Annotated in this window: 25 protein-coding genes; 18 read left to right on the top strand and 7 right to left on the bottom strand. The window is 61.8% G+C overall.

The window, feature by feature from the left end; translation table 11 throughout:
* Positions 1-38 precede the first annotated feature (38 nt).
* The 3 genes from FF80_RS20510 to FF80_RS20500 are packed head-to-tail and all read right to left on the bottom strand — an operon-like array spanning position 39 to position 3770.
* A complete protein-coding gene (locus tag FF80_RS20510; RefSeq protein WP_035103772.1) occupies positions 39-1586 on the bottom strand; it encodes a hypothetical protein in 1548 nt (515 codons plus the stop codon).
* Between the two features lie 4 nt (positions 1587-1590).
* Positions 1591-2529, bottom strand: a complete 939-nt coding sequence (locus tag FF80_RS20505; protein WP_035103771.1) for a DUF6384 family protein — start codon at positions 2527-2529, stop codon at positions 1591-1593.
* 32 nt (positions 2530-2561) lie between these two features.
* A complete protein-coding gene (locus tag FF80_RS20500) occupies positions 2562-3770 on the bottom strand; it encodes a hypothetical protein (protein ID WP_052153816.1) in 1209 nt (402 codons plus the stop codon).
* A 239-nt stretch (positions 3771-4009) separates the two neighbouring features.
* On the opposite strand from FF80_RS20500, the gene FF80_RS20495 reads away from it, so the two are divergent.
* From FF80_RS20495 to FF80_RS20435, 14 genes are all read left to right on the top strand, one after another.
* On the top strand, positions 4010-4483 hold the full coding sequence (locus tag FF80_RS20495; protein ID WP_035103770.1) for an SRPBCC domain-containing protein: 474 nt from the start codon (positions 4010-4012) through the stop codon (positions 4481-4483).
* Positions 4484-4593: 110 nt separating this feature from the next.
* Complete coding sequence (locus tag FF80_RS22365) at positions 4594-4716, top strand: hypothetical protein (protein WP_280113917.1); 123 nt, start codon at positions 4594-4596, stop codon at positions 4714-4716.
* Positions 4717-4968: 252 nt separating this feature from the next.
* On the top strand, positions 4969-5919 hold the full coding sequence (locus FF80_RS20490) for a BMP family ABC transporter substrate-binding protein (protein WP_052153826.1): 951 nt from the start codon (positions 4969-4971) through the stop codon (positions 5917-5919).
* Positions 5920-5944: 25 nt separating this feature from the next.
* On the top strand, positions 5945-7552 hold the full coding sequence (locus FF80_RS20485) for an ABC transporter ATP-binding protein (RefSeq protein ID WP_052153815.1): 1608 nt from the start codon (positions 5945-5947) through the stop codon (positions 7550-7552).
* Entirely contained in the window at positions 7549-8679 is a 1131-nt protein-coding gene (locus FF80_RS20480) for an ABC transporter permease (RefSeq protein WP_035103768.1), read from the top strand. The genes FF80_RS20485 and FF80_RS20480 overlap by 4 nt, the downstream gene beginning before the upstream one ends.
* Position 8680: 1 nt before the next feature.
* Positions 8681-9646 (top strand): ABC transporter permease, encoded by a 966-nt coding sequence (locus tag FF80_RS20475; protein ID WP_035103765.1) that lies wholly within the window; start codon positions 8681-8683, stop codon positions 9644-9646.
* Between the two features lie 125 nt (positions 9647-9771).
* Positions 9772-10182: a cytidine deaminase gene (locus FF80_RS20470; protein ID WP_035103762.1), complete on the top strand. Its 411-nt coding sequence runs from the start codon at positions 9772-9774 to the stop codon at positions 10180-10182.
* 99 nt (positions 10183-10281) lie between these two features.
* Positions 10282-11076 (top strand): purine-nucleoside phosphorylase, encoded by a 795-nt coding sequence (locus FF80_RS20465; protein WP_035103759.1) that lies wholly within the window; start codon positions 10282-10284, stop codon positions 11074-11076.
* Positions 11073-12062, top strand: a complete 990-nt coding sequence (gene deoC / locus FF80_RS20460) for a deoxyribose-phosphate aldolase (protein ID WP_035103756.1) — start codon at positions 11073-11075, stop codon at positions 12060-12062. The genes FF80_RS20465 and deoC overlap by 4 nt, the downstream gene beginning before the upstream one ends.
* Position 12063: 1 nt before the next feature.
* Entirely contained in the window at positions 12064-14430 is a 2367-nt protein-coding gene (locus FF80_RS20455) for an aldehyde dehydrogenase family protein (RefSeq protein WP_035103753.1), read from the top strand.
* A 155-nt stretch (positions 14431-14585) separates the two neighbouring features.
* Complete coding sequence (deoA, locus tag FF80_RS20450) at positions 14586-15908, top strand: thymidine phosphorylase (protein ID WP_035103750.1); 1323 nt, start codon at positions 14586-14588, stop codon at positions 15906-15908.
* 4 nt (positions 15909-15912) lie between these two features.
* Positions 15913-17130 (top strand): phosphopentomutase, encoded by a 1218-nt coding sequence (locus FF80_RS20445; RefSeq protein ID WP_035103748.1) that lies wholly within the window; start codon positions 15913-15915, stop codon positions 17128-17130.
* 70 nt (positions 17131-17200) lie between these two features.
* Positions 17201-17830, top strand: a complete 630-nt coding sequence (gene upp / locus FF80_RS20440; RefSeq protein ID WP_035103746.1) for a uracil phosphoribosyltransferase — start codon at positions 17201-17203, stop codon at positions 17828-17830.
* An 11-nt stretch (positions 17831-17841) separates the two neighbouring features.
* Positions 17842-18279, top strand: a complete 438-nt coding sequence (locus FF80_RS20435) for a VOC family protein (RefSeq protein ID WP_052153814.1) — start codon at positions 17842-17844, stop codon at positions 18277-18279.
* An 81-nt stretch (positions 18280-18360) separates the two neighbouring features.
* On the opposite strand, the gene FF80_RS20430 is transcribed toward FF80_RS20435, so the two are convergent.
* From FF80_RS20430 to FF80_RS20415, 4 genes are all read right to left on the bottom strand, one after another.
* A complete protein-coding gene (locus FF80_RS20430; RefSeq protein WP_035103745.1) occupies positions 18361-18981 on the bottom strand; it encodes an HAD family phosphatase in 621 nt (206 codons plus the stop codon).
* Positions 18982-19047: 66 nt separating this feature from the next.
* Positions 19048-19632 carry a TadE/TadG family type IV pilus assembly protein gene (locus FF80_RS20425; protein ID WP_035103743.1) on the bottom strand — a complete coding sequence of 195 codons (585 nt, stop codon included), beginning with the start codon at positions 19630-19632 and terminating at the stop codon, positions 19048-19050.
* On the bottom strand, positions 19629-20126 hold the full coding sequence (locus FF80_RS20420) for a TadE family protein (protein WP_052153813.1): 498 nt from the start codon (positions 20124-20126) through the stop codon (positions 19629-19631). Before FF80_RS20420 ends, FF80_RS20425 begins: the two co-directional genes overlap by 4 nt.
* A gap of 190 nt (positions 20127-20316) precedes the next feature.
* The gene (locus FF80_RS20415; protein WP_052153812.1) at positions 20317-20760 is read right to left on the bottom strand and encodes a pilus assembly protein N-terminal domain-containing protein; all 444 of its coding nucleotides are present in this window, start codon (positions 20758-20760) and stop codon (positions 20317-20319) included.
* 386 nt (positions 20761-21146) lie between these two features.
* Here FF80_RS20415 and FF80_RS20410 point away from each other — a divergent pair, with 386 nt between their 5' ends.
* From FF80_RS20410 to FF80_RS20395, 4 genes are all read left to right on the top strand, one after another.
* Positions 21147-21353: a Flp family type IVb pilin gene (locus FF80_RS20410; RefSeq protein WP_035103742.1), complete on the top strand. Its 207-nt coding sequence runs from the start codon at positions 21147-21149 to the stop codon at positions 21351-21353.
* A gap of 156 nt (positions 21354-21509) precedes the next feature.
* Positions 21510-22010, top strand: coding sequence for a prepilin peptidase (locus tag FF80_RS20405; protein WP_035103741.1), 501 nt, complete (start codon positions 21510-21512; stop codon positions 22008-22010).
* Positions 22011-22229: 219 nt separating this feature from the next.
* A complete protein-coding gene (gene cpaB, locus FF80_RS20400; RefSeq protein WP_052153811.1) occupies positions 22230-23156 on the top strand; it encodes a Flp pilus assembly protein CpaB in 927 nt (308 codons plus the stop codon).
* 14 nt (positions 23157-23170) lie between these two features.
* Positions 23171-24586: a type II and III secretion system protein family protein gene (locus tag FF80_RS20395; RefSeq protein WP_035103740.1), complete on the top strand. Its 1416-nt coding sequence runs from the start codon at positions 23171-23173 to the stop codon at positions 24584-24586.
* Positions 24587-24607 lie beyond the last annotated feature (21 nt).

Here is a 24607-nt window from a genome sequence, read left to right as displayed (position 1 = left end):
GAGAGCTACGCTCGAATGGCGCGCCGCAAGCACCAGCCCTAAAACCCGCCGCCGGTCTTGAACCCGCCATGCTTGCGCGTGCCAACCGACCCGGTGCGCGGCCGCGAAAAACCGCCGCCGCCCGAACTCGCGCCACCGCCCCAGCCGCCACCAAAGCCGCCGCCGCCCTTGTTCTTGCCGCTACTGCTGCCGCCGCCAAAGCTGCTATCGGGCCATTGGAATCCCCCGCCCTGCGGCCAGGGCGTGCTAGAGCGTTGCCGGCCATTATTGGGCAGGCCCGCGCCGCCGCCCCACTCCGATGAGCTGCTCCAGTTCTGGCTGCGCCGCCACTGGTCCCAATAGGACGCCGCCGAAATGCCGCCACGCAGGAAATCGTTGAGCAGGTCGCCCACCAGCCGGTCCTCGCGGAAGCTGGAGCGCGGATCATCGAACCGCTGCTTCTTGAATTCCCACTGGATATCTTCCAGTTCCCGCCGCCGCGCCGCCAGCGTCTTGAGCCGCTCCTTCTGGTCGCGCGTCTCGTCTTCCTCGTCCTTGGCCCGGGCACGCGCATCGTCGATCTGGGCGACGATGGTATCGTCCTGCCCGGTCCGCGTCCGCCGCGCCTCGGCCAGCAGCGTCTGGATATCCTCGCGCGCCAGTGCATTGGCCAATTCGGCCAGGGCACTTTCAAAGGCCGGGTTATTACCTTCCGCCAATACGCCCAGCGCCTGCGTAGTCTGGTCGCGCTGGTCTTCGGTGGCCACGATTTCAGCGTCGATGGCGTCGATCCGCTCCTGCACGCTGGCCAAAGCCGCCCGGATCGGCTTGCCGCCCGCCGCGTCGATGGCTGCGGTTTCCATCGCTTCCAGTTCGGCCTCAGCCGCCTTGGCGCTTTCGATCTGCCGCTCGGCATGTTCGCGCAGCCGCAGCGGGATTTCGTTCAGCATGGCAAAATTGGGCCGCGCCTTGGCAAAGCCGGCAATGCCCGCCACCAGCCCATCGAAATAGCGGATCAGATTATTGGCCCGATAGTTGGACGTGCCGTAGCCCGCTTCCCACAGATACATGAACAGCGGATCGTCGCGATAAGGCTTGCCCTTGTCTTCGCGGTCGGCCTCGGCCTGCTCGGTCTTGCGCATGGATTGGTTGGCAATATCGGCCAATTCCTGCGCCGCTTGCCGTTTGGCAGCAAAGGCCGGCTCCTGCGCAATGGTGGCCGATAGTTTGTCGCCCAGCGCCTTGAGCTCGGCCTGGTGCCCTTCCAATTCCTTGAGCGCGGCCGCACGCTCGCCGGTCAGCCTGGCCAAAGCCGCATCGATATCGGCCGCCGCCTGCTCGGCCTTGCTCAAATCCTGCGCATGCGCCTTGAGCATGTCGCGGGCCTTGGCTTCGGCCGCCGAAATCCGTCCGTCCAACTCGCCCTGGACAGAAGGATCCAGCCGCAGCTGCGCCAATTGGCGGAACAATTCGGCCTCATTCTCGCGGATCTTGCCCACGCGCTCGCCCGATCGGGCCAGCCGCTTGGAAATTTCGTCCTCTTCGCGACGAATGTCGCGCATGGCTTCGTCCAGCGAGGCCAGGGCTTCGGGTCCGCGCAGGCTCATTGCGTCACCACCGGGTCACCGCGCCGCCAAGAACGGGCATGTTATATTCCACCTCGAGAAAACCATCGGCCTTACGGCCCACTTCATTGGCCTGGATGATACCGTCGTCGCGCTTGTCGGCGGCCACCGCGTTGTAAACCACTTCAGGCACCCGCACGCCCCAGATATTGACCGTCTCGGTCTGCCCGTTCTCTTCGTTGAGGATTGGCAGCGACAGGACATTGCCGGACGGGTCGACCGCCTCCACCACGACATAATAGTTGGTCGCGTCGATATTGACTTCAGGCGTCGTCCAGAATCCCGATTGCACATCGGCGCGGTTGACGATGCGCAGCGTATATTGCTGGCGCAGCGTATCGCGCAATGCCGTCAGGTCGGCTACCGCCTGCTCGGCGCCGGCGCGGTTCGCCTCGGCGGCAAAGGCCTTGCCGCGGCTGCGGATGGCTTCAGCCTGCACCACGGCCGTCTGCACCTTGGTCTCTTCGAAAATCGTCTGGTAGAGCCCATCCATCTGCGCCGGCAGGCCCTCGGCCAGTTCCACCCGTGCCTGCTCGGCCTGCCCCGCCTGATAGGGCCGCCACACGCCGAAATAGCCGATGCCCAGCACCACCAAGGCGAGCAGCACGGCCATGGCCGGCTTGCCCCAGCGCTTGCGGCTCACATAGAGCCGCGCCAGCGTCGTGCCAAAGCCCGGCTTGGGCGGATCATAAACGAACCGGCTTTCCGCCAGCGCCGCCACGCCTTCCTTGAGGATATGGTCGGGCACTTCGATGCCCTGCTGGTGATAGATATCCCGCAGCTTGTCGATGAGCTGCGCCTCACGGGAAATCCCGTCGAGTTCGCGCGTGGCCAGATCCTGGCGATGGCGCAGTGTATCCACCACATCCATCGCCAGCATCACTTCATCGAGGGGCGCAGCGGGCTTCGCTGTCACGTCACTCATGGCTTGAGCTCACCTATGGGGCAGGCCCCGCATCAGTTCTTGGTTTCGAGCAGCAAGGCATTGCCATCGGCAGCCAAAGCCGCCAGGCGCCGCTTGCCATCTTCCACCGCATCGCGGATTTCGGCCGAATTCTTGGTCGAGGCGATCCGCATTTCGTTGATGATGGTGCGGCTCTTTTCCTGGAAATTGACCACCGAATCCACCAGCTTCTTGACTGCGTCGGCGCGCACTGTGGGGCCATAGCCGGCCTTGACGGCTTCTTCCTGCACCTTGTCGCCGATCTCGGAAAGGGTTTCGAGGCTCTTGCTCATCCCCTCCTTCATCGCGTTGAGCGTTTCGGTCGATTCATGCAGCCCGAACATGCCGGTGAACGAGGCCGAAAGCGCGGTCAGCACTGTCTCATTGGTCGAGAAGAAGCTGATCGACTGCTGATAGACGCGCTCCTTGGCATTGGTGGTCTGCATCAGCCGCGCCATCACCACTTCCGACGTATTGTAGGAAATGGTCAGATTGTCCGAGAGGTCCTTGGCGATCTGGTAGCGCTTTTCCTCGTTCTGCATGTCGCGCAGCTTTTCGTCGCGATCCATTTCGAGGCGGGCACGATCGGCCGGGGCCGTACCAGCATAAGCCGCAACTGCCGAAGAGGCCGTCTGCAAAATGTTCTTCTTCTCTTCCAGCCGCTTTTCGGCGGTGCCCAGCACTTCGAGCGCCATCACTTCGGACTGTTTCAGCGCACCGCGGAAATCGCGATAGGCCTCGAGAATGGTCTGCTCGCGGTCGATCTGGTCCTTGGTGTCCTTGGTGACATCGAGGTAAATGTCGCGGATCTTGTTGAAGCGCTGGGCGATATCGCCGCGGCTGACCTTCATCCACACATTGGAGGCGCGCTCCAGCAGATCGATTTTATTGTCCGCCAATTGGTCGACCATGCCCTTGGCATCGTCGCGGATGGAATCGAACCCCTTGGTGATCTCTTCATAGCGCTCGCCGATCTTCATGGCGGCGATCTGCTCGCGCACCACTTCGTTGAAGGCGCTCGCCTGGCTCAGCGTGCGGCCGATCAGCACCACGCGGGTTTCATCCAATTCGGTGATCTGGCTGAGCAGGCCCGTGATCGGCTGTTCGCCCTGCTGTTCGGGCCAGATGCCCAGGTCGCGGATCGCGCTGACCGCTTTATCCAGATACTGCAGCGGCTTCTCTGCAAGCGTGGCTGCTGGTGCTGATGTGACTTCGTTGGCCATGTTTTGCTCCCCGTGATCTGACGCCGATGCGGCGGAATGCGTGCCTTCAGGGCCATAGATTGACCCTGCGCCGCAGGATGACAATTGCCACATATCTGCGACACAACTATTTAGGCCATATTGGTGCGAAAAAGCCGCACGTCAAATAGCGGGGCCACCATGCTGGCAAGTATTTGTTTCTATGGGCATTCAGGCCACAATGGGGCGGCCGGCTCGTGCCCTCCGGCGGGAGCGGGATAATGGATTTTGGCGGCCACTATATCATCGCCGCGCCACGGCAAGAAGTCTGGGAGGCGCTCAACGATACTGCCATGCTCAAGGCCGCCATTCCCGGCTGCCACAGAATAGAATGGTCGAGCGAAAAAACCCTCGACCTCGAGATCAAGGTCAATCTCGGCGTCATCCATCCCGTGTTCAAGGGCGGGTTGACCCTGTCCAACATCATGCCCTCCAAAAGCTATACGCTGGCCGGCAAGGGTAAGGGCGGTCTGCTGGGTCTGGCCGAAGGGGCGGCCGACATCGTACTCAGCGATGCCGGTGAACAAACCGATCTGCTCTTTTCCGCCCAGGGCGGCGCTTCCGGCCAGATCATGAACCTGGGCAAAGCCATTATCGGCAATTCCGCCCAGAAGGTCATTGACGGCTTCTTCGAACGTTTCGGCACCGCCATGGGCGCCAAGGTCACCCCGCTGCCGCTGGAATGGGCGCCTTAACCCATCCCTAACCACGCCAAGCTCTGCCGCAAAACCATCACAATCGGCACTGCGTTTCCGGGTTACTGAGGCATTAACAACGCCCCGCAAATACCGGCCAAATTGTAACCATGACCGCCCGCACCCGAGATACGCTTGCTCTGTTCGCCATCGCCGCGCTTGCCGTCCTGGCAGTGCTTTATGCCGATCTCAATCTGGCCGACCTGTTCGCTTCCCTGCTGAACCCGGGCTAGCGCATCGCCCCGCACAAGGCGCAAACGCCCACGCCGCCTTGCCTGTGGACTATGCGCCCAAATTTTGACCATTCGGAAAAAATTGCCTTTTTCCCTCTTGCGGGCAGGCCATTTGCACGATTGTATCCCTTTTAGCGCACAGGGATTGTCCGTTGGCTGCAAGCGCCTTCGCTCATGTGCGAGACAGGGAGACTATTCATGAAATTCAACATGTTCACCAAGGCCCTCGCAGGCGGTGTCGCGCTGAGCGCCATGCTGACCGGGGTGGCGCTCGCCGATCCGGCCGTGATCTACGATCTGGGCGGCAAGTTCGACAAGTCGTTCAACGAAGCCGCCTATAATGGCGCCGAGGCCTGGAAGGCCGAAACCGGTGGCTCCTTCCTCGATCTGGAATTGCAGAACGACGCCCAGCGCGAACAGGCCCTGCGCCGTTTTGCTGGCCAGGGTGCCAACCCGATCGTCATGGCCGGCTTCTCCTGGACCGCAGCGCTCACCGCCGTTGCCACCGAATTCCCGGACACCAATTTCGTCGTGATCGACACCGTCGTGGACGCACCCAATGTGCAGTCGATCATTTTTGACGAACATACCGGCTCGTACCTGGTCGGCGTTCTCGCGGCCCTCAAGTCGGAAACCGGCACTGTCGGCTTTATCGGCGGCATGGACGTCCCCCTGATTCACAAGTTCTATTGCGGCTACGCCCAGGGCGCCAAGGCTGCCAATCCCGATATCAAGCTGATCGAAAACTACACCGGCACCACTCCCGCCGCCTGGAACGACCCGGTCACGGCCGGTGAATTGGCCAAGGCAGGCGTTGATGCCGGCGCCGACGTGATCTTCGCCGCCGCCGGCGGTTCGGGTCTGGGCGTGCTGCAGGCAATGAAGGATGCCGGCAAGTTCTCCATCGGCGTTGACAGCAACCAGAACTATCTGCAGCCCGGCTCGGTGCTGACCTCCATGGTCAAGCGCGTCGACGTCGCGGTCAAGACCGCTCTGACCGAAGCGGCTGACGATGCCACCTTCAAGCCCGGCCTGACCATTATGGGCCTGGCCGAAGACGGTGTCGGCTACGCCGTCGATGACAACAATGAGGCCCTGCTGACCCCCGAAATGATCGCCGCCGCCGAGGACTACAAGGCCAAGATCATCGCCGGCGAGATCGCGGTCCACGACTACACCACCGACTCGACCTGCCCGCTCTAAGCCAAGCTGGATGAGTGGTGATCACATGAACCCGCAGCGGCCGGAAACGGCCGCTGCATCGGCGCCGGCCAATGGCTGGGCGATCGAGCTTGAGCAGATCAACAAGCGATTTGGCGCGGTTCACGCCAATAAGGACATCGATCTATCCATCGCCCGCGGCACCATCCACGGCATTGTGGGCGAGAATGGCGCCGGCAAGTCCACGCTGATGTCCATCCTCTATGGCTTCTACACCGCCGATAGCGGCACCATCCGCGTCAACGGCCAAGTGCAGTCCATCACCGATTCCAGCCATGCGCTGTCACTGGGCATCGGCATGGTGCACCAGCATTTCATGCTGGTCGACAATTTCTCCGTGCTGGAAAACATCGTGCTCGGTGCCGAAGATTCCGGCTTCCTCAAGCCAAGCCTGGATCGCGCCCGCAAGGAGCTGGACCGGCTGGAGCATGAATACGACCTCGAGGTCGATCCCGACGCCATCATCGAGGATATCTCGGTGGGCCAGCAGCAGCGCGTCGAAATCCTCAAAGCCCTCTATCGCGGCGCCGAAACGCTGATCCTGGATGAGCCCACGGGCGTGCTCACCCCCAAGGAAGCCGACGATCTGTTCCGCGTGCTGCGCACCCTGCGCGAGCAGGGCAAGACGGTGATCCTGATCACCCACAAGCTGCGCGAGATCATGGCCATTACCGATAGTGTCTCGGTCATGCGCCAGGGCCAGATGGTCGCCACCGTAAGGACGAGCGAAACCAGCCCCGAGCAATTGGCCGAACTCATGGTCGGCCGCCGCGTGCTGCTGCGCGTCGAAAAGGACCAGGCCAAGCCGGGCAAGACGCTGCTCGAAGTGCAGAACCTGGTCGTCAAGGACGATATGGGCATTACCCGGGTCAAGGATGTGAGCTTTGCCGTCCGTGCCGGCGAAATCGTCGGCATTGCCGGTGTCTCCGGCAATGGCCAATCCGAACTGCTCGAAGCCGTTTCCGGCATGCGCGACCAGGCGTCCGGCAATGTCATCCTCAACGGCGATGCCCTCTCGCTCAAGGGCGATGACGGCGCCGCCCGCGCCCGCGCCGCTGGTCTTGCCCATGTGCCTGAAGATCGCCAGCGCATGGGGCTCGTCACCAATTTCTCCGAATGGGAAAATGCCATTCTGGGCTACCAGAACAGTTCCGATTACGGGCAGGGGCCCTTCCTTGATATCGGCGCCGCCAAGAAGCGCGCCGCCGAACACGTCAAGCTGTTCGATGTCCGCCCCGCCAATATTAATCTCAAGACCTCGCTCTTCTCCGGCGGCAATCAGCAAAAGATCGTGCTGGCCCGCGAGATGGAGCGTGATCCCGATGTGCTGGTCATCGGCCAGCCCACAAGAGGCGTCGATATCGGTGCCATCGAATTCATCCATAATGAAATCATCAAGATGCGCGACGAGGGCAAGGCCATTCTGCTCGTCTCGGTCGAACTCGACGAAATCCGCTCGCTGGCCGACCGCATCATCGTCATGTTCGACGGCGTCATCGTCGGCGAAGCCGATCCCGCCAGTGCCAGCGAAGGCGAACTGGGCCTGATGATGGCCGGCATCAACGATAAGGCGGCCGCAGGCCCCGGCGCAGCCGGCCAGGAGACTAAACCGTGAGCGCCCGCAGACCCATTCCCCGCTGGGCGGACGTTGCCCTGCTGCCCGCTATCAATCTGCTGCTGGCGCTGATCGTGTCCGGGCTGGTCGTGCTGTTTGTCGGCGAAAATCCGTTCCACGCCATCCAGGTCATCATCTATGGTGCCTTCGGCTATGGCGAGGGCGTCGGCTACACGCTCTATTATGCGACCAATTTCATCTTTACCGGCCTCGCCGTGGCGGTTGCCGCCCATGCCGGGCTGTTCAATATCGGTGGCGATGGCCAGGCCTATGTCGCGGGCCTCGGCGCCATCGTCGTGGCCCTGGCGCTCGACCAGACCCATTGGCTGATCGCCATGCCCCTGGCCGTGATCGCGGCCGGTGCGGTGGGCGGCTTCTGGGCTTTCGTGCCCGGCTGGCTCCAGGCCAAGCGCGGCAGCCATGTGGTCATCACCACCATCATGTTCAATTTCATCGCCGCCGCGCTCATGGTCTACATGGTCAATCGCGTGCTCAAGCCCGCCAGCACGATGGCCCCTGAGTCCGAAACCATCGACGTGGCCGGTCGCGTGCCGCAACTGCGCCAGTTCTTCTCCTTCTTCGGCTATTCGCCGGTCAACCTGTCGATCGTCATCGCCATCGCCGCGCTGATCGGGGTCTATATCCTGATCTGGCACACCAAATTCGGCTATGCCATGCGCGTGCTAGGCCAGAACCCCACAGCCTCGCGCTATGCCGGTATTTCCAATTCCCGCATGATCATGATCACCATGACCATTTCCGGCGCTCTGGCCGGCATGGTGGCGATCAACGAAGTCATGGGCGTGCAAAACCGGCTGGTGCTCGATTTCGTCGCCGGCGCCGGCTTTGTCGGCATCGCCGTGGCGCTGATGGGCCGCAACCACCCCATCGGCATCGCGCTTGCTGCTGTGCTGTTCGGCGCGCTCTATCAGGGCGGGCAGGAGCTGCAATTCGTCATCCCCGGCATTACCCGCGAAATGATCGTGGTGATCCAGGCTCTGGTGATCCTGTTTACCGGCGCCATGGAAGGCCTGTTCCGCCCCGCGCTCGAACGCGCCTTCATGCTGTTCTCGCCCGAACAGAAGGCCGATGCTATCGCCGCCTCAACCGCCAAGACGGAGAGCTGACATGGACCTTTCCGCCATTCTCTCCATTCTGGACGCGACGATCCGCCTCTCCACCCCGCTGCTGCTGGCGTGTCTGGCCGGCCTCTATTCTGAACGCGCGGGCATCTTCGATATCGGCCTTGAAGGCAAGATGCTGGCCGCAGCCTTTGCTGCCGGCGCTGTCGCCGCCATTACCGGCTCGGCCTGGATCGGCCTTGCCGCCGGCATGTCCGTGTCGCTGGCGACCGCGTTGCTGCAAGGCGTCGCCGCCATCACCCTGCGCGGCAATCAGCTCATTGCCGGCGTCGCCATCAACATGCTGGCTGCGGGCCTCACCACGTTCCTGGGCCAGACCTGGTTCTCCCAGGGCGGCCGCACGCCTCCCCTTGGCGAAGGTGGGCGCTTCGTGCCCATCAACCTGCCATTCGCCAATGAAGTGGCGGGCGTCCCCATCATTGGCCCGATCTATTACGAGCTGATTTCGGGCCATTACATCCTGGTCTATATCGCCTTCCTCATGGTGGCCGTCACCGCCTATGTGCTCTATCGCACCCGCTTCGGCCTGCGCCTGCGCGCCGTGGGCGAAAGCCCCAAGGCCGTCGACACGGCCGGCATTTCGGTGGTCAAGCTGCGCTACCAGGCGGTGATCATAACCGGCCTGCTCTGCGGCATCGCCGGGGCCTATTTCTCCATCGCCCAAGGCTCGGGCTTCGGCAACAATATGACCGCCGGCAAGGGCTATATCGCGCTCGCCGCTCTGATCTTTGCCAAGTGGAAGCCGGTGCCCGCCATGTTCACCTGCCTGCTGTTCGGCTTCCTCGATGCCTTGCAGATTCGCCTGCAGAGCGCGCGGCTGGGCGGGGTGGAAATCCCGGTTCAGGCCATTCAGGCTTTGCCCTATGTGCTGACCGTGATCCTCTTGGCCGGTTTCATCGGCAAGGCAGTTGGCCCCAAAGCCGGCGGCGTTGCCTATACCAAGGAGCGTTAGGGGACCGATCCCCAAAAGACCTCATGGTGAGCTTGTCGAACCACGAGGTCGAGCAAGTGGAGGCCTGGGTGCCACGACCTCGTCCTTCGACGGGCTCAGGATGAAGTCTACTGATAGGATATGCGATGTCTCTAACCAATACCGACAAAGCCCTGTTCGACGCCGCCGAAGCCGTTCGCGCCAAGGCCTATGCGCCCTATTCGGGTTTCCATGTCGGCGCCGCCATCCTTGCCGATGACGGCAAGATCTATGCCGGCTGCAATGTCGAAAACGCCGCCTATCCCGTCGGCAATTGCGCCGAACCCAGCGCCATCGCCGCCATGCTGGCCGGCGGCGGCAAACGCATCAGGCGCATCTATGTCACCGGCCCAGGCACGACCCCGGTCACCCCCTGCGGCGGCTGCCGCCAACGCATCCGCGAATTCGCCGACCTCGATGTCGAGGTCATTTCGCATGGGGTCGATGGCACCCCGCTGGTCATGACGCTAGGCGAATTGCTGCCGCATTCATTTGGACCCGAGTTCCTGGGCAAGTGACCCAGCGCCTGACCAACCACTGTGCCCCCCTTCTCCCCCCGGGGGAGAAGGTGCCCCGCAGGGGCGGATGAGGGGTCCCTTTCTTTTGGAATTCACACCATGACCAAAGCCGCCAAGACTATCCAGAAAATCGCCGGCAAGGAGCCCATCGAGGCCGCCATCGTGCTCGGCTCGGGCCTCTCGGCCATTGGCGAGCTTCTGGCTGACAAGGTCACCATTCCCTATTCCGAGCTCAAGGGCTTCCCCGGCGGCGGCGTCTCAGGCCATGGCCGCGACCTGCTCATCGGCACGATGGGCGGCAAGCGCGTCGCCGTGCTCACCGGCCGCGAGCATTATTACGAACACGGCAATGCCGCCGCCATGCGCCCCGCGCTCGAAGCCATGGCCGAACTCGGCGCCAAGACCCTGCTGCTGACCAATTCGGCCGGCTCGCTCGACGAGCGCTTCCGCCCCGGCGATCTGATGCTGCTCTCCGATCACATCAATTATGCCGGCATGAACCCGCTGATCGGTGAACCCACCGACCGCCGTTTCGTCAATATGGTCGATTGCTACGCTCCCGATCTGCGCGCCAAGGCGATTGCCCTGGGCGAACGCCTCGATATCAAGGTCGGCGAAGGCATCTATCTGTGGTATTCTGGCCCCAGCTTTGAAACGGTCGCCGAAATCCAGATGGCCATTCGCCTGGGCGCCAATGCCGTAGGCATGTCCACGGCACCCGAAGTCATTCTCGGGCGTTTCCTGGGAATGAAGGTCTGGGCCTGCTCGTCCATTACCAATATGGGCGCGGGTCTGTCGAGCGAGAACATCAGCCATGAACACACCAAGACCATGGCGGTACAAGGCGCAGAGAAGCTGAAAAAGCTCATACCAGCGCTGGTGGAGGAACTATGAGCTTACGCGTTGTAGACAACCCCGAGCCCCATACCCCGCATAAGCGCAATCCGGGCTTCCCGCTTGATCTCGATTGGGTCAACAACGTCCGCATGAACCGCTCGGCGCTCGAACGCCGCGCCGGCTCCATCGGCGCGCGCCGCACCGTCAAAAAGGATTATCAGCTGGCCTGGCTGCTCAAGGCCATCACGCTGATCGATCTGACCACGCTCAATTCCGACGACACCGACGGCCGCGTCACCCGCCTCTGCGCCAAGGCGCGCCATCCCCTGCGCACCGACATTCTCGACAAGCTCGACATTCCCGGCCTGCGCATCCTGCCCGGCGCCGTCTGCGTCTATCATAGCTTCGTCAAGACCGCGGTGACCGCGCTCGAAGGCACCGGCATCCCCGTCGCTGCTGTCTCCACCGCCTTCCCGCATGGCCTCGCCCCGCTCGAAACCAAGCTCAAGGAGATCGAGCTCTCGGTCGCCGACGGCGCCAGGGAAATCGACATCGTCATCGAACGCGGCATGGTCCTGCGCGGCGATTGGCAAGCGCTCTACGATCAGGTCAAAGCCTTCCGCAAGGCCTGCGGCGACGCCCATATCAAAACCATTCTGGGCACGGGCGAACTGGCCACCCAAACCAATATCGCCAAAGCGTCGCTGGTCTGCATGATGGCCGGCGCCGATTTCATCAAGACCTCGACCGGCAAGGAAAAGGTCAATGCCAATCTCGTCACCAGCCTGACCATGATCCGCATGATCCGCTGGTTCAGTGAGGAGACCGGCATCGAAATCGGCTACAAACCCGCCGGCGGCATCGCCACCGCGGGCGACGCGCTGAAATACATGGCGCTGATGAAGGAAGAACTCGGAACGCGTTACCTTCAACCGCATTTATTCCGTTTCGGCGCTAGCAGTCTGTTAACCGATATCGAGCGTCAGCTGGAACACGGGTTAACCGGACACTATGCCGCCGACTACCGCCAGCCGATGGTGTGACATGAACAAGATTGCACAGATTTTTCAATCACTTGAATATGGTCCGGCCCCCGAATTGCCCGATCAGGCCAATGCCTGGCTCGATAGCCACGGCCGCAAATTCGGCCATTTCATCGACGGCAAATGGACCAAGCCGGGCAAGACTTTTGCCAGCGAAAACCCCGCCAATGGCGAAAAACTGGCCGATATCACCGAGGGCACCGCCGAAGACGTCAACGCCGCCGTCAAAGCCGCCCGCGCCGCCTTCAAGCCGTGGAGCGCGCTGTCCGGCTACGAGCGCGGCAAGTATCTCTACGCCATCGCCCGCGCCATCCAGAAGCATTCCCGGCTCTTCGCCGTGCTCGAAACCATGGACAATGGCAAGCCGATCCGCGAAAGCCGAGACGTCGATATCCCATTGGTAGCGCGTCATTTTTACCATCACGCCGGCTGGGCCCAGCACCTATCCCGCGAATTCCCCGACGCCGTCCCCTATGGCGTCTGCGGCCAGATCATCCCCTGGAATTTCCCGCTCCTGATGCTGGCGTGGAAGATCGCCCCGGCCCTCGCTGCCGGCAATACGGTCATCCTCAAACCCGCCGAATTCACCTCGCTGACCGCATTGCTGTTCGCCGAAATCTGCGACCGCGCCGGCCTGCCCAAGGGCGTGGTCAATATCGTGACGGGGCAGGGCGAAACCGGCCAAGCCATTGTTTCTCATGAAGGTATCGACAAGATCGCCTTTACCGGCTCGACCGAGGTCGGCAAGGCCATCCGCGCCGCCACGGCCGGCACCGGCAAGGGCCTCAGCCTCGAGTTAGGTGGCAAGTCGCCCTACATCGTCTTCGAAGACGCTGATATCGACAGCGCCATTGAAGGTCTGGTCGACGCCATCTGGTTCAATCAGGGCCAGGTCTGCTGCGCCGGCTCGCGCCTGCTGGTGCAGGAAAGCATCGAAACCCGCTTCATCGCCAAGCTCAAGACCCGCATGGCAAGCCTGCGCGTCGGCGATCCGCTCGACAAGAGCATCGACATCGGCGCCTTGGTCGCCCCGGTGCAGGTCGAACGCATTCGCGATCTGATGAAGCGCGGCGTGGCCGAAGGCGCATTGGTCTACGAGGCCGATGGCCCGGTCCCTGCCAATGGCTGTTTCCTCAAGCCGGCTCTCGTCACCAATGTCTCCCCCGCCAATACGCTGGTGGCCGAGGAGATCTTCGGGCCCGTGCTGGTCGCCATGAGCTTCCGCACACCGGAGGAAGCTGTGGCGCTGGCCAACAACACCAAATATGGTCTCGCCGCCACGATCTGGAGCGAGAACATTAATCTCGCCCTCGACATCGCCCCCAAGATCAAGGCCGGCGTGGTCTGGATCAATGGCACCAATAATTTCGACGCTGCGGTCGGTTTCGGCGGGTACAAGGAATCCGGCTTCGGCCGCGAAGGTGGCCGCGAAGGCATGAGTGCCTATCTCAAGCCGGCCTGGGAAAAGGAGCTGAAACTGGCTCCCGCTGCCAAGGCGGCGCCGGCGAAGGCCGAAAATCCGCTCGATAGCGGCCATCTCGACCAGACCGCAAAGATGTATATCGGCGGCAAGCAATCCCGCCCCGACAGCGCCTACAATCGCCCCGTGCTCGATCCCAAAGGCCAGACCATTGGCGAAGTGGGCGAAGGCAATCGCAAGGACGTCCGCAACGCCGTCGAAGCCGCCCGTGCCGCGCTCGGCTGGTCGACAACGGCTGCCCATACCCGCGCCCAAATCCTCTATTTCCTCGCGGAAAATCTCGACTACCGCCGCGACGAGTTTGCCGCCCGCATCAAGGCGCAGACTGGCGAAGATGGTACTGCCGAAGTCGCCCTCTCGGTCGAACGCCTCTTCGCCTTTGCCGGCTGGGCCGACAAATATGATGGCGCGGTCCACAATCCGCCCCTGCGCGCCGTCGCCGCCGCCATGGTTGAGCCGCTCGGCGTCATGGGCATTGTCGCCCCGCCATCGCGTCCTTTGCTCGGCTCCATTGCCCTGATCGCCCCGGCGCTGGCCATGGGCAACACTGTTGTGCTGGTCCCCTCGAGCCAGTCGCCGCTATCCATCACCGATCTCTACCAGGTCATCGAGACCTCCGACGTGCCCAATGGCGTGGTCAACATCGTCACCGGCGATAGTGTCAGCCTGGCCAAGACCCTGGCCGAGCATGATGGCGTCGATGCAATGTGGTTTGCCGGTTCCGCCGAAGCCTCCGCCATGGTCGAAAAAGCCTCGATCACCAATCTCAAGCAAACCTGGACCAGCCGCGGCCTCTACTACGATCTGGCCGATCGACGCTTCGAGGGCGACTATTTCCTGAGCAAGGCGACCCAGGTCAAGAATGTCTGGATTCCGTACGGGGCGTAGGTCCGGGGATCGGAGTACCCCCTCCTAACCTCCCCCTGATAGGGGGAGGGACCGCCCGGTGCCTATGACGCGATCGTGCCACAAGAGTGGAGCCATCCCTGCCCCTATCAGGGGGAGGTTAGGAGGGGGTATCCCCTAAACAAAAAGAGCCATCCATGGTCTTCCTCCCCCAAGAAGTCATCGCCAAAAAACGCGACGGCCACGCCCTCTCCGCCGGCGAGATCGCCGCCTTCATTCATGGTTTCACCCATGGCACGGTCTCCCACGCCCAGGCCGCGGCCCTTGCCATGGCGGTCTATTTCAACGACATGTCCATGCCCGAGCGCGTTGCGCTGACCCTGGCCATGCGCGACAGCGGCACCGTGCTCGATTGGTCCGATCTCGACGGCCCCGTCGCCGATAAGCACTCCACCGGCGGCGTCGGCGACAATGTCAGCTTCATGCTTGCGCCGATCCTGGCCGCTATCGGCATCTACGTGCCCATGATCTCGGGCCGAGGCCTTGGTCATACCGGCGGCACGCTCGACAAGTTCGATGCCATCCCCGGCTATGCCACCAGCCCCGACAATGCCCTGTTCCGCAAAGTGGTTGAGGAAGCCGGCTGCGCCATTATCGGCCAGACCGCTGACCTCGCCCCCGCCGACAAAACGCTCTACGCGATCCGCGACGTGACGGGGACGGTCGAATCCATTTCGCTGATCACCGCCTCCATCCTCTCCAAGAAGCTCGCCGCGGGCCTGGGCGCACTGGTCCTCGACGTCAAAACCGGCTCGGGTGCCTTCATGCCGACGCTGGAAAAATCCCGCGATCTCGCGCAAAGCCTTGTGACCGTTGCCAATGGCGCAGGCCTCAAAACATCAGCTCTCATCACGGACATGAACGAGCCACTGGCCTCCGCCGCTGGCAATGGTTTGGAAGTCCGCAATGCGGTCGACTTCCTCACCGGCAAGCATCAGGACACCCGCCTGCGCGAAGTCACCCTCGCCCTCTGCGCAGAAGTCGCTGCCATGACCGGCCTTGCCGACAGCGTCATCGCCGCCCGCAAACTGGTGGATGATGCACTCGATAGCGGCCGCGCCACCGAGCGCTTCGCCAAAATGGTCAGCGCCCTTGGGGGGGCTTCAGATTTCGTCGAGCGGATGGACACCCATTTGGCCCCCGCCCCGATCATCCGCGACGTCTTCGCCACGGGGCAGGGCACTATTGCCGCAATCGACACCAAAGGCGTCGGCATGGCCGTGGTCGCCCTGGGCGGCGGCCGAACCATGCCCAGCGACAGCATCGATCACACAGTCGGCTTCGACCGCCTGCTCGGCCTTGGCGACACGGTTGACAGCCATACCCCCATCGCCCGCATCCACGCCCGCGACGAAGCCTCCGCAGCCGATGCCGAAGCCCGCCTCAAATCTGCCTATCGCTTGGGTGAAGCAGCCCCGCGCCACGATCTCATTGCCGCGCGCCTCGCGCCAACGGAGTAAGCCCATGCCCCGCGCCATTCTGTGCATTCTCGATAGCGTCGGCATTGGTGGCGCCCCCGACGCTGCCGCCTATGGCGATGCCGGCTCCAACACCTTTGGTCACATCGCCGAATGGGCCGCGGCTGGCAAAGCCGATAAGGCCGGCCTGCGTTCCGGGCCGCTCAACGTGCCCAATCTCGATGCCCTCGGCATCGGTGCCGCGATAAAACTTTCCACCGGAACCTTGCCGCCCAACCTTTCCGCTACGCCCAAGGGCGGCCGCTTCGGCGTGGGCCGCGAAGTCAGCAAGGGCAAGGACACCCCTTCCGGCCATTGGGAAATCGCCGGCGTGCCTGTGCCCTTTGAATGGGGTTATTTCCCGCAAACCGTGCCGACCTTTCCCGACGAACTGATCGCCGACCTGATCGAAAAGGCCGAGCTGCCGGGCGTCCTGGGCAATCGACACGCCTCGGGCACAGAGATCATTGCCGAATTGGGCGAGCAGAGCATTCGTTCGGGCAAGCCCATCGTCTATACTTCGATCGACAGCGTCTTCCAGATCGCGGCCCATGAAACCCATTTCGGCCTCGAAAAGCTCTATCGGGTCTGTGAAATCGCTTTCTGGATGACTTCGCCGCTCAAGATCGGCCGGGTCATTGCCCGCCCCTTCCTGGGTGAGGACGCCGCTTCGTTCAAACGCACCGGCAATCGCCGCGACTTTGCCATTGCCCCACCTGAGCCGACCCTGCTCGACCGCAACAAGGAAGCCGGAAACCAGGTCTTCGCCATCGGCAAGATTTCCGACATTTATGCCGCCCACGGCGTCACCCATAAGCTAAAAGGCACGGGCCTCGGCCAGCTGTTCGACAAGACGCTCGAAGCGCTCGAAATGGCTGATGACAAGGCCTTCATCATGACCAATTTCGTTGATTTCGACAGTGAATATGGCCATCGCCGCGATGTGCCCGGCTATGCGGCGGCGCTGGAATATTTCGACGCCCGCCTGCCCGAACTGATCGCCAAGCTGAGGCAGGATGATCTGTTGATCCTCACGGCCGACCACGGCAATGATCCGACCTGGCCCGGCACTGACCACACGCGCGAACAGATCCCGATTCTGCTCTTTTCCCCAAGCGTATCGGCGGGCGAGATTGGCATTCGCTCCACCTTCGCAGATATTGGCGAAACCATTGCCCATTGGCTCGGCCTCGCGCCCGGCCGCCATGGCAAGAGCTTTCTCTAACCAGAGCGTTTCCAGCAAAAGTGGCCAGCGGTTTTGCGGTTCGGAAGCGACAATATAGACAGGTGATCCTATGAGCAGCGTGACCGTCCTTGATCACCCTCTGATCCAGCATAAGCTGACCATTATGCGCAACAAGGAGACCTCCATCGCGGGGTTTCGCCGCCTGCTGCGCGAAATCGCCCATCTGATGTGCTATGAGGTCACACGCGATCTCGAACTCGAGATGATCCCCATCGAAACCCCGATGGCCGAGATGCAGTCCCCCGCCATCAAGGGCAAGAAGCTGGTTTTCGCCTCCATCCTGCGCGCCGGCAATGGCCTGCTCGATGGCATGCTCGACCTGGTCCCTGCCGCCCGCGTCGCCCATATCGGCATCTATCGCGATCACGAAACGCTCGAGCCGGTGGAATATTACTTCAAGGCCCCGTCCAATCTTGAAGATCGCCTGATCATCGTGGTCGATCCGATGCTGGCCACCGCCAATTCGGCGACCGCCGCCATCGACAAGCTCAAGGAGCGTGGCGCCAACAATATCCGCTTTCTCTGCCTGCTCGCTGCCCCCGAGGGCATCAAGCGTTTCGGCGAAACCCACCCCGACGTGCCGGTCTTCACCGCCTCCATCGACAGCCATCTCAACGAAAAGGGCTATATCATCCCCGGCCTGGGCGATGCGGGCGACCGCATGTACGGTACGAAATAGGATTCCTGCCCATGGCCAAACTTGTCCATTCGATGATCCGCGTCATCGACGAGGCCCGCTCGATCGATTTTTATCGCCGCGCCTTCCGGCTGGAACTGGCCGAACGCATCGCCTTTGATGATTTCGCGCTGGTCTATCTGCGCCATCCTACAGAGGACGATTTCGAGCTGGAACTGACGGTCAATTTCGGTCGCACCGAGCCCTATGAACTGGGCAATGGTTATGGGCACCTGGCGGTGGTGGTCGATGAACTCGACGCCGAACATGCCCGCTTCACCGCCGAAGGGTTCAATCCGCGTCCGCTCAAGGATTTCATGAACAAGGAAGTGCTGGTAGCGCGTTTCTTCTTCGTCGCCGATCCCGATGGCTACCAGATCGAAGTCATCCAAAAGGGTGGTCGGTTCGGCAAGGCCACTCCACCATCGTCATCACCCGGCTCGTCCGGGTGATCCATGCTGCAGCGCCCGCTGAAAAATAGATTGCCCGGACAGGCCGGGCAATGACGATATCGCTATGATAGGCGGGCTTGCTTACTTCGCCTTGAGCGGCAGGCCCAGCGCGATCAGTTCCTTGCGCAGCATGACCGGGTCCTTGAAGTGGATCCCGTGCATGCCGAATTTGCGCGCCGAGATGATATTGGGCTCGCTATCGTCGATGAACACGCAGCTTTCCGGCGCCATTCCATAGCGCTCGCAGAACACGCGATAGAGCCGCGGATCGGGTTTCACCAAGCCTTCAAGCCCCGAGACGATCACGCCATCGAACTTTTCGAGGAACGGCCATTCGCCGAGACAACTCACCCATTTCTCCCAGGAGAAATTGGTAATGGCAAAGGTGGGAATTTCCTGCTCGATCAACTCGTCATGAATGTCGATCGTGCCCTGGATGAACCCGCCCAGCGTTTCTTTCCAGCGCAGGTCGAACGCCTGGATTTCGCGCCAATATTTGGGGAAGCGGGTGATCAGCTTGGCCACGCCCTCCGAATAGATCTCCCCGGCGTCGAATTCCAGATTCCAGTCCAGCGTGCAGATATTCTGGTGGAACCACAGCGCGTCGTCCTCGCTCTCGAAGAGCTTGCGGAACAGATACATCGGGTTCCAGTCGACGAACACGCCGCCAAGATCAAAAACAGGGACGAGCGTATCGGTCATGGGAATTGTCACCAGGAGGGAGGAAGCTGGCTGGCTTTTGCCACGCGCCGGAGGCACGTGCAACGGCTAGTTCAAAACGATGGGCTCGCCGAACCGCGGCACGTAAAAGCTCTGGCGATAGAGATTGACGGCGGTGTCAAAGACGATCCCGTAGAGCGGCTTGTAGCTATAGCTGGCTTCCGAAACGATGACATAGCTGCCCTTGGCGATATCGGCCATGCTGGCCATGTCGCTGGCCCGGCCATAAGGCTGGTTCTGCGGGTAGGTCGTCCCCACGCTCATGTTGCCGTTGAGATATTCGCGCGACCAGGCCACGTTCGTCGTGCCGTCCACTTTCACCTCCACGGAGGTGACGATCTGCTTGATATCCGTCGTCGTATAGGGCGTCATAATGCCTGACGAGGCCTGGAAGTAATCCTGCAATGTGGTGCCGGAAATGGTTCCGTTCTCACGGGCCACCAGATCCCCCACCGCGCCGGCAACCGATTGCACCTTGCGATCCATGGTGATCAGCGCCCCGCCTTCGGTCGTCCCCAGATAAACTGCCAGCATCACCGGCACGATCATCGCGAACTCCACCGCCGCGACGCCGCCCTGAGCTTTGACGAAGCGCCGTAGCAATCGCTTGAGCATCTGCGAGGTCCCGATCATGTGAAAGGCTCGTTGCGGAACACGGTCACTGCGCCCAGCAGGCGCCGCCCGTCATTGAGATTGGACAGGCCAAGCGAGCCACCCAGAAAGTTGAGGTTCAGCAGTACCGGATATTTGTAATAGACCTGCACCAGAACCACGTTGGATCCAGCGCCCGGCGCATAGTGCTCATCCTTGGTCCAGCCGCAATTGTCGGTCTTGCAGGCCCAGTCCACCGGCGGCTCGACCGTCGCCGATTGGAAATTGGACACCACCGACACCCGCACATGCAGGCCCGAGCAATCGGAAAACAGCCCATAAAGCCGGTCGCAAATATTGTTGCTGAATGATTCCAGCGTGTCCTTGCGCTGCTGCGCCTGGCCAGTTCGGATCATCCGGCTGGCGTCCTGCACGGCACTTTCGAGTATCTGGCCGGACATGAAGACCAGCGAGGTTTGCAGAATTGCCGTCATGATGGCGAAGAACGGCATTGCGAGGAGAGCAAATTCGATCACCGTCGCAGCACCCTCATGGCGCGCGAAGGCCCGCCATCTTTTCCTCGGCGTCGCTCTGCCGAGCAGGAATGCGGTTGACTTGATCATGAGCCCACATGCGTTTGGTCGCCGCACCCTAGGGGCCTTTGGCTAATCCTTGGTTACGAAGGGCCACCCCGTCCGCACGGAAGGTTAAGCTGCGGTTAACCGCTCACTGCGCAGCAGACTGTACGACCTGTGACGAAGCCAGCGCCTGTGCGGTAAAGGAATTATCGTCGCCCAGCATGATCACGGGCTGGCAAGTGGGCGCGCAGGATAGCGTCGTGCGGTTTTGTCCCTGATAGACGGTCATCACCCCCGCCTGCATCTGCGCCACTTCGACCATGGTGTCGGCAATCGGATTGCCCTGCATGTCGAGCACGATCAGATTGGTCTGCCCGTAGCTTTTGCCGGTCAGCACCAGTGTCAGCGGGTCCTGGATGGTTACGTCGGCAATGCCGGGATTGCCGATGATCACCGTGGCGGCCGGTGAACTGATGCGCAAGACCCGCGCCATGTTGACATTGACCTCGATCGGCAGCCCGTCAGCCGCATGGACACCGCCCGGGCTGGCCAGCAACAGAAACAAAGCGGCAAAAGCAGGGGGCAAACGCATGGGGACAATCCGGCCATCGAGGACGCAATGCCTGCCACTTTCCATTGGAATGGTGAATTTTTTGACAAACACCCAGCAAGGGCCCGGGCAGGATATTTCGCACACGCGCAGGGCATGATGGCCGGGCAATGCTGCCTGGCTCTAAAGCAGATAAGTAAAGCCGGATTCTATACTTAGTGGCACCTGGCGGCGTGGCGATAGATAAGATGCCATCGATCTCATTAATGCTTTGATTATCATGCGGAAATCAGCGCCGTAATCGCGATCCGGCGGCCGCACCAATTAACTCAATTGCAACAAGTCGCGACTAGTTTTTGCCTCATGTTCGATGTGTGACGTGTCGAACGACGGCGTCACCCGATGACGTTATTTAAAGGAGCCTGGGAATGACTATTTTCGCACGTTTCGCCAAGGACGAGTCCGGCGCAACCGCAATTGAATACGGCCTGATCGCCGCTCTGATCTCCGTTGCCATCATTGGTGCCGCGACCCTGCTGGGTGGCAGCCTCAGCGAACTGTTTACCGGCATCTCTACGCGGCTCGACAATGTGGACGTGCCCACTGGTGCTGCCGCTCCGCCGGCTGACGGCTAAGGATTGTAGCGCGGCACCGGCTCCCGGTGCCGCAGCGCGTGGAAAGGGGAAAGCGCTTGTCGCTTTCCCCTTTCCTTTTTGTCGTTTTTTAACGCCGCCCGTCGCATTATCTCCACGGCGCAAAGGCAGAAGCAGCGCCGTTTTGGGGATGCTCCTATGGCCACGATTGCATTGTTGTTTTTTCCGCTTGGCATGGCTTTCGCGGCCTCTTCTGACTTGTTGACCATGCGCATTTCCAACAAGCTCGTGCTGTTGCTGGTGGTCGGCTTTTGCATCACGGCCATGGCCATCAACCTGCCGCTGCAGCAATTTGCCATGCATGTTGTCGCGGCGCTGATCGTCCTGGTCGCCGGCTTCACCTTTTTCGCCCTGCGCTGGGTCGGCGGGGGCGATGCCAAGCTGGCGGCTGCGACCGCGCTCTGGCTCGGCTTCGGCCTCACGCTGCCTTATCTGGTCTATGCCGCCGTGCTGGGGGGCGTATTGACACTGTTGATCCTCGCCCTGCGCCGGCTTCCTCTCACGCCCTTCCTCGCCCGCTATCGTTGGCTCGAGCGGTTGCATGACCGCAAATCCGGTATTCCGTACGGCATTGCTCTCGCGTTGGCCGGTCTCCTGACCTATTCCAACTCGGTGATTTTCGAGCGCTTGTCCGCCTAGGCGCCCTCGACGGAGCCTTGCAGGCCGTAAGCGCCGCAAAGATCAATAAGTCCCCGCGCCCAATACTTGTCCTTCCCAAGCCATTACCAAATTCTCTAAAATTTACATCCCGTTAACTGAATTCGCAAACGTCCGGTTAACCAAACTTTGACCCTTTGGGCTCACACTCACAACCGTGGAATTGGGCCAGAACGGCTCTGTGCCTAAGCGGAGTGTGGCATGAAGCCGGCGCGTCTCATCTTGATCCTAGTGGCAGTCGTCGCCGCCGGGCTGGCCGCATTTCTGGTGACCCGCGGCGGCCGCCCGGCGCCCGAGCAGGTCGTGAGCGAAGTGGTGCGCGAGGAAGCCAAGGCCCAGGTCTTGGTGGCGCGCACCGCCGTGGGTATTGGCGAGCGCCTGACCGCAGAGAGCCTGGAATGGCAGGATTGGCCCGAGGGCGCTGTCCGCCCCGAATATGTCACCTCATCAGCCATGCCCGATGCCCCCACGCAACTGACCGGCGCCGTGGTGCGGTTTGAATTTTTCCCCGGCGAGCCGATCCGCGAGGCCAAGCTGGTCCGCGCCGACCAGGGCTACCTCTCGGCTGTGCTGGGCCAAGGCATGCGTGGCGTCTCGGTCGGCGTCACGGCGGTCTCCAGCGCCGGTGGCTTCGTCGTCCCCAATGATCATGTCGATGTGGTGCTGACCACCGCCACCGAAATGGGCCAGCAATCCCAGGTCATCCTCTCCAATGTGCGGGTACTCGCCATTGGCAAGCGCTTGGGCGAAATGGGCACTACCGGCACCGAGGCCGGCCAGGAGCCAACGGGCTCGCCCACGCCCGTTGTGTTCGACAACGCTACCATCGCCACGCTCGAATTGCTGCCGCCCCAGGCCGAGATACTGATCAATGCCGCCACCCGTGGCGAACTCAGCCTGACCCTGCGCTCGGTGGTCGATTTCAAGGACAATAGCGTGGCCGATGCCGGGGGCAGCCAATCGATCCGGCTGATCCGTTTCGGCAGGGAACAAAGCGTGCGCTCGACCAGCAGCGGCCAGGTTTTCAACCCGCCTGCCGCTACGGGCCTGCAGACGACCGACAATCTCTACACTCCTCCCCTTAATGTGCCGGCCAGCGCCGCCGCGCCGCAAGTGTTGCCCCAATAGGGCGAGAGGCAACCATGTTCACATCCGTTTCCGCCCTGTCCCGCAAGCTCCTGGCTCCCGCCATCATGGCGCTGTTGACCGGCGCTGCCCTGATCCAGCCGGTGCCTGCCCAAGAGGCGCAGATAACCATTTCATCGGCCGCCTATGGCGGCACGCGTCAGATGGAACTCGACCTCAACAAGTCCATCATCATCGATCTGCCCGCGGGTGTGGCCGAAGTCGTGGTGTCCCAGCCTGCGGTCGCGGCTGCCATCATGCGCACCCGCACCCGCGCTATCGTGCAGGGCATTTCGGGTGGCGACACCAACATTTTCTTCCTCGATGACCAGGGCCGCACCATTTCCGTGCTCGATATCCGCGTCATCAAGGAACCATCCCAGGTCGGCAATGCCCTCCAGGAGGCATTGGCCCGCGTCATTCCCGGCTCCAATATTCGGGTTGAATCGGTGACCCTGGGTGACGAGACCAACCGTGTCGTGCTGACCGGCACGGTGCTGTCGAGCGACGACAGGGAGCGCGCCGAACAGGTGGCCGTCCAGTTTGCCGGCGACCCGCAGAATGTCGCCAATATTCTCGACATTTCCGGCTCCCAGCAGGTCATGCTGCAGGTCACCGTGGCCGAGGTGTCGCGCGACACGGTCAAGCAGCTCGGCATTAACCTGTCGGGCAGCCTCTCCATCGGCAATTTCAATGCCGGCATCAACAGCACGCAGTCTACCCTGCCCAATGGCGTCACCGGCGGCTTCTCGGCGGGCAATGTCTCGCTCTCGGCCGAGCTGCGGGCGCTTGAACAGCGCGGTTCGCTCCGTACCCTGGCCGAGCCGGTTCTCACCGCCATTTCAGGCGAACCGGCCGAATTCCTCGCCGGCGGGCAGATTCCCATTCTCTCGGCGATCGACCCAGCCACCAATAACCGCACCTACACGCTCAAGGATTTCGGCGTGAAGCTCAAATTCACGCCCACCATCAAGTCGAATGGCGTGGTGGGGCTCGAGGTCGAAACCGAGGTCTCTGAAATCGCCGAAACCGGCTTCAATATCGGTGGTGAAACCGTCCCCGGCTTCAACAATCGCAGCGCCAAGACTTCCATCGAGCTGCGTCCGGGCCAGACCATCGCCATTGCCGGCATGATCCAGGACAAGCTGCGCCAGCAGATTTCGGGCCTGCCTGGCCTGGGCGACATCCCCATCCTGGGAACGCTGTTCCGCTCACGCAATTTCCAGCGCAGCCAGACCGAGCTGGTCATCATCGTCACACCTTATCTGGCCGCGCCGATGACCCAGCAGCCCATTCTGCCCACCGACAAGTTCGAGGCCGCCAGCGATGCCGAAGCCATTTTCCTGGGCCGCATGGAGCGCAATTACGGCGTCGGCGGCAATATCGAAATGCGCGGTGGTTTTAACGGATCTGTCGGCTTCGTGCTTGATTGAGCGCGGCCTCAGGAGTTTAGT

The organism is Devosia sp. LC5, assembly GCF_000735585.1.
In the GTDB taxonomy this organism is placed as follows: Bacteria; Pseudomonadota; Alphaproteobacteria; order Rhizobiales; family Devosiaceae; genus Devosia.
Note: the sequence above shows the minus strand (reverse complement) of the source record. Positions and strands in the feature narration are given on the sequence as shown.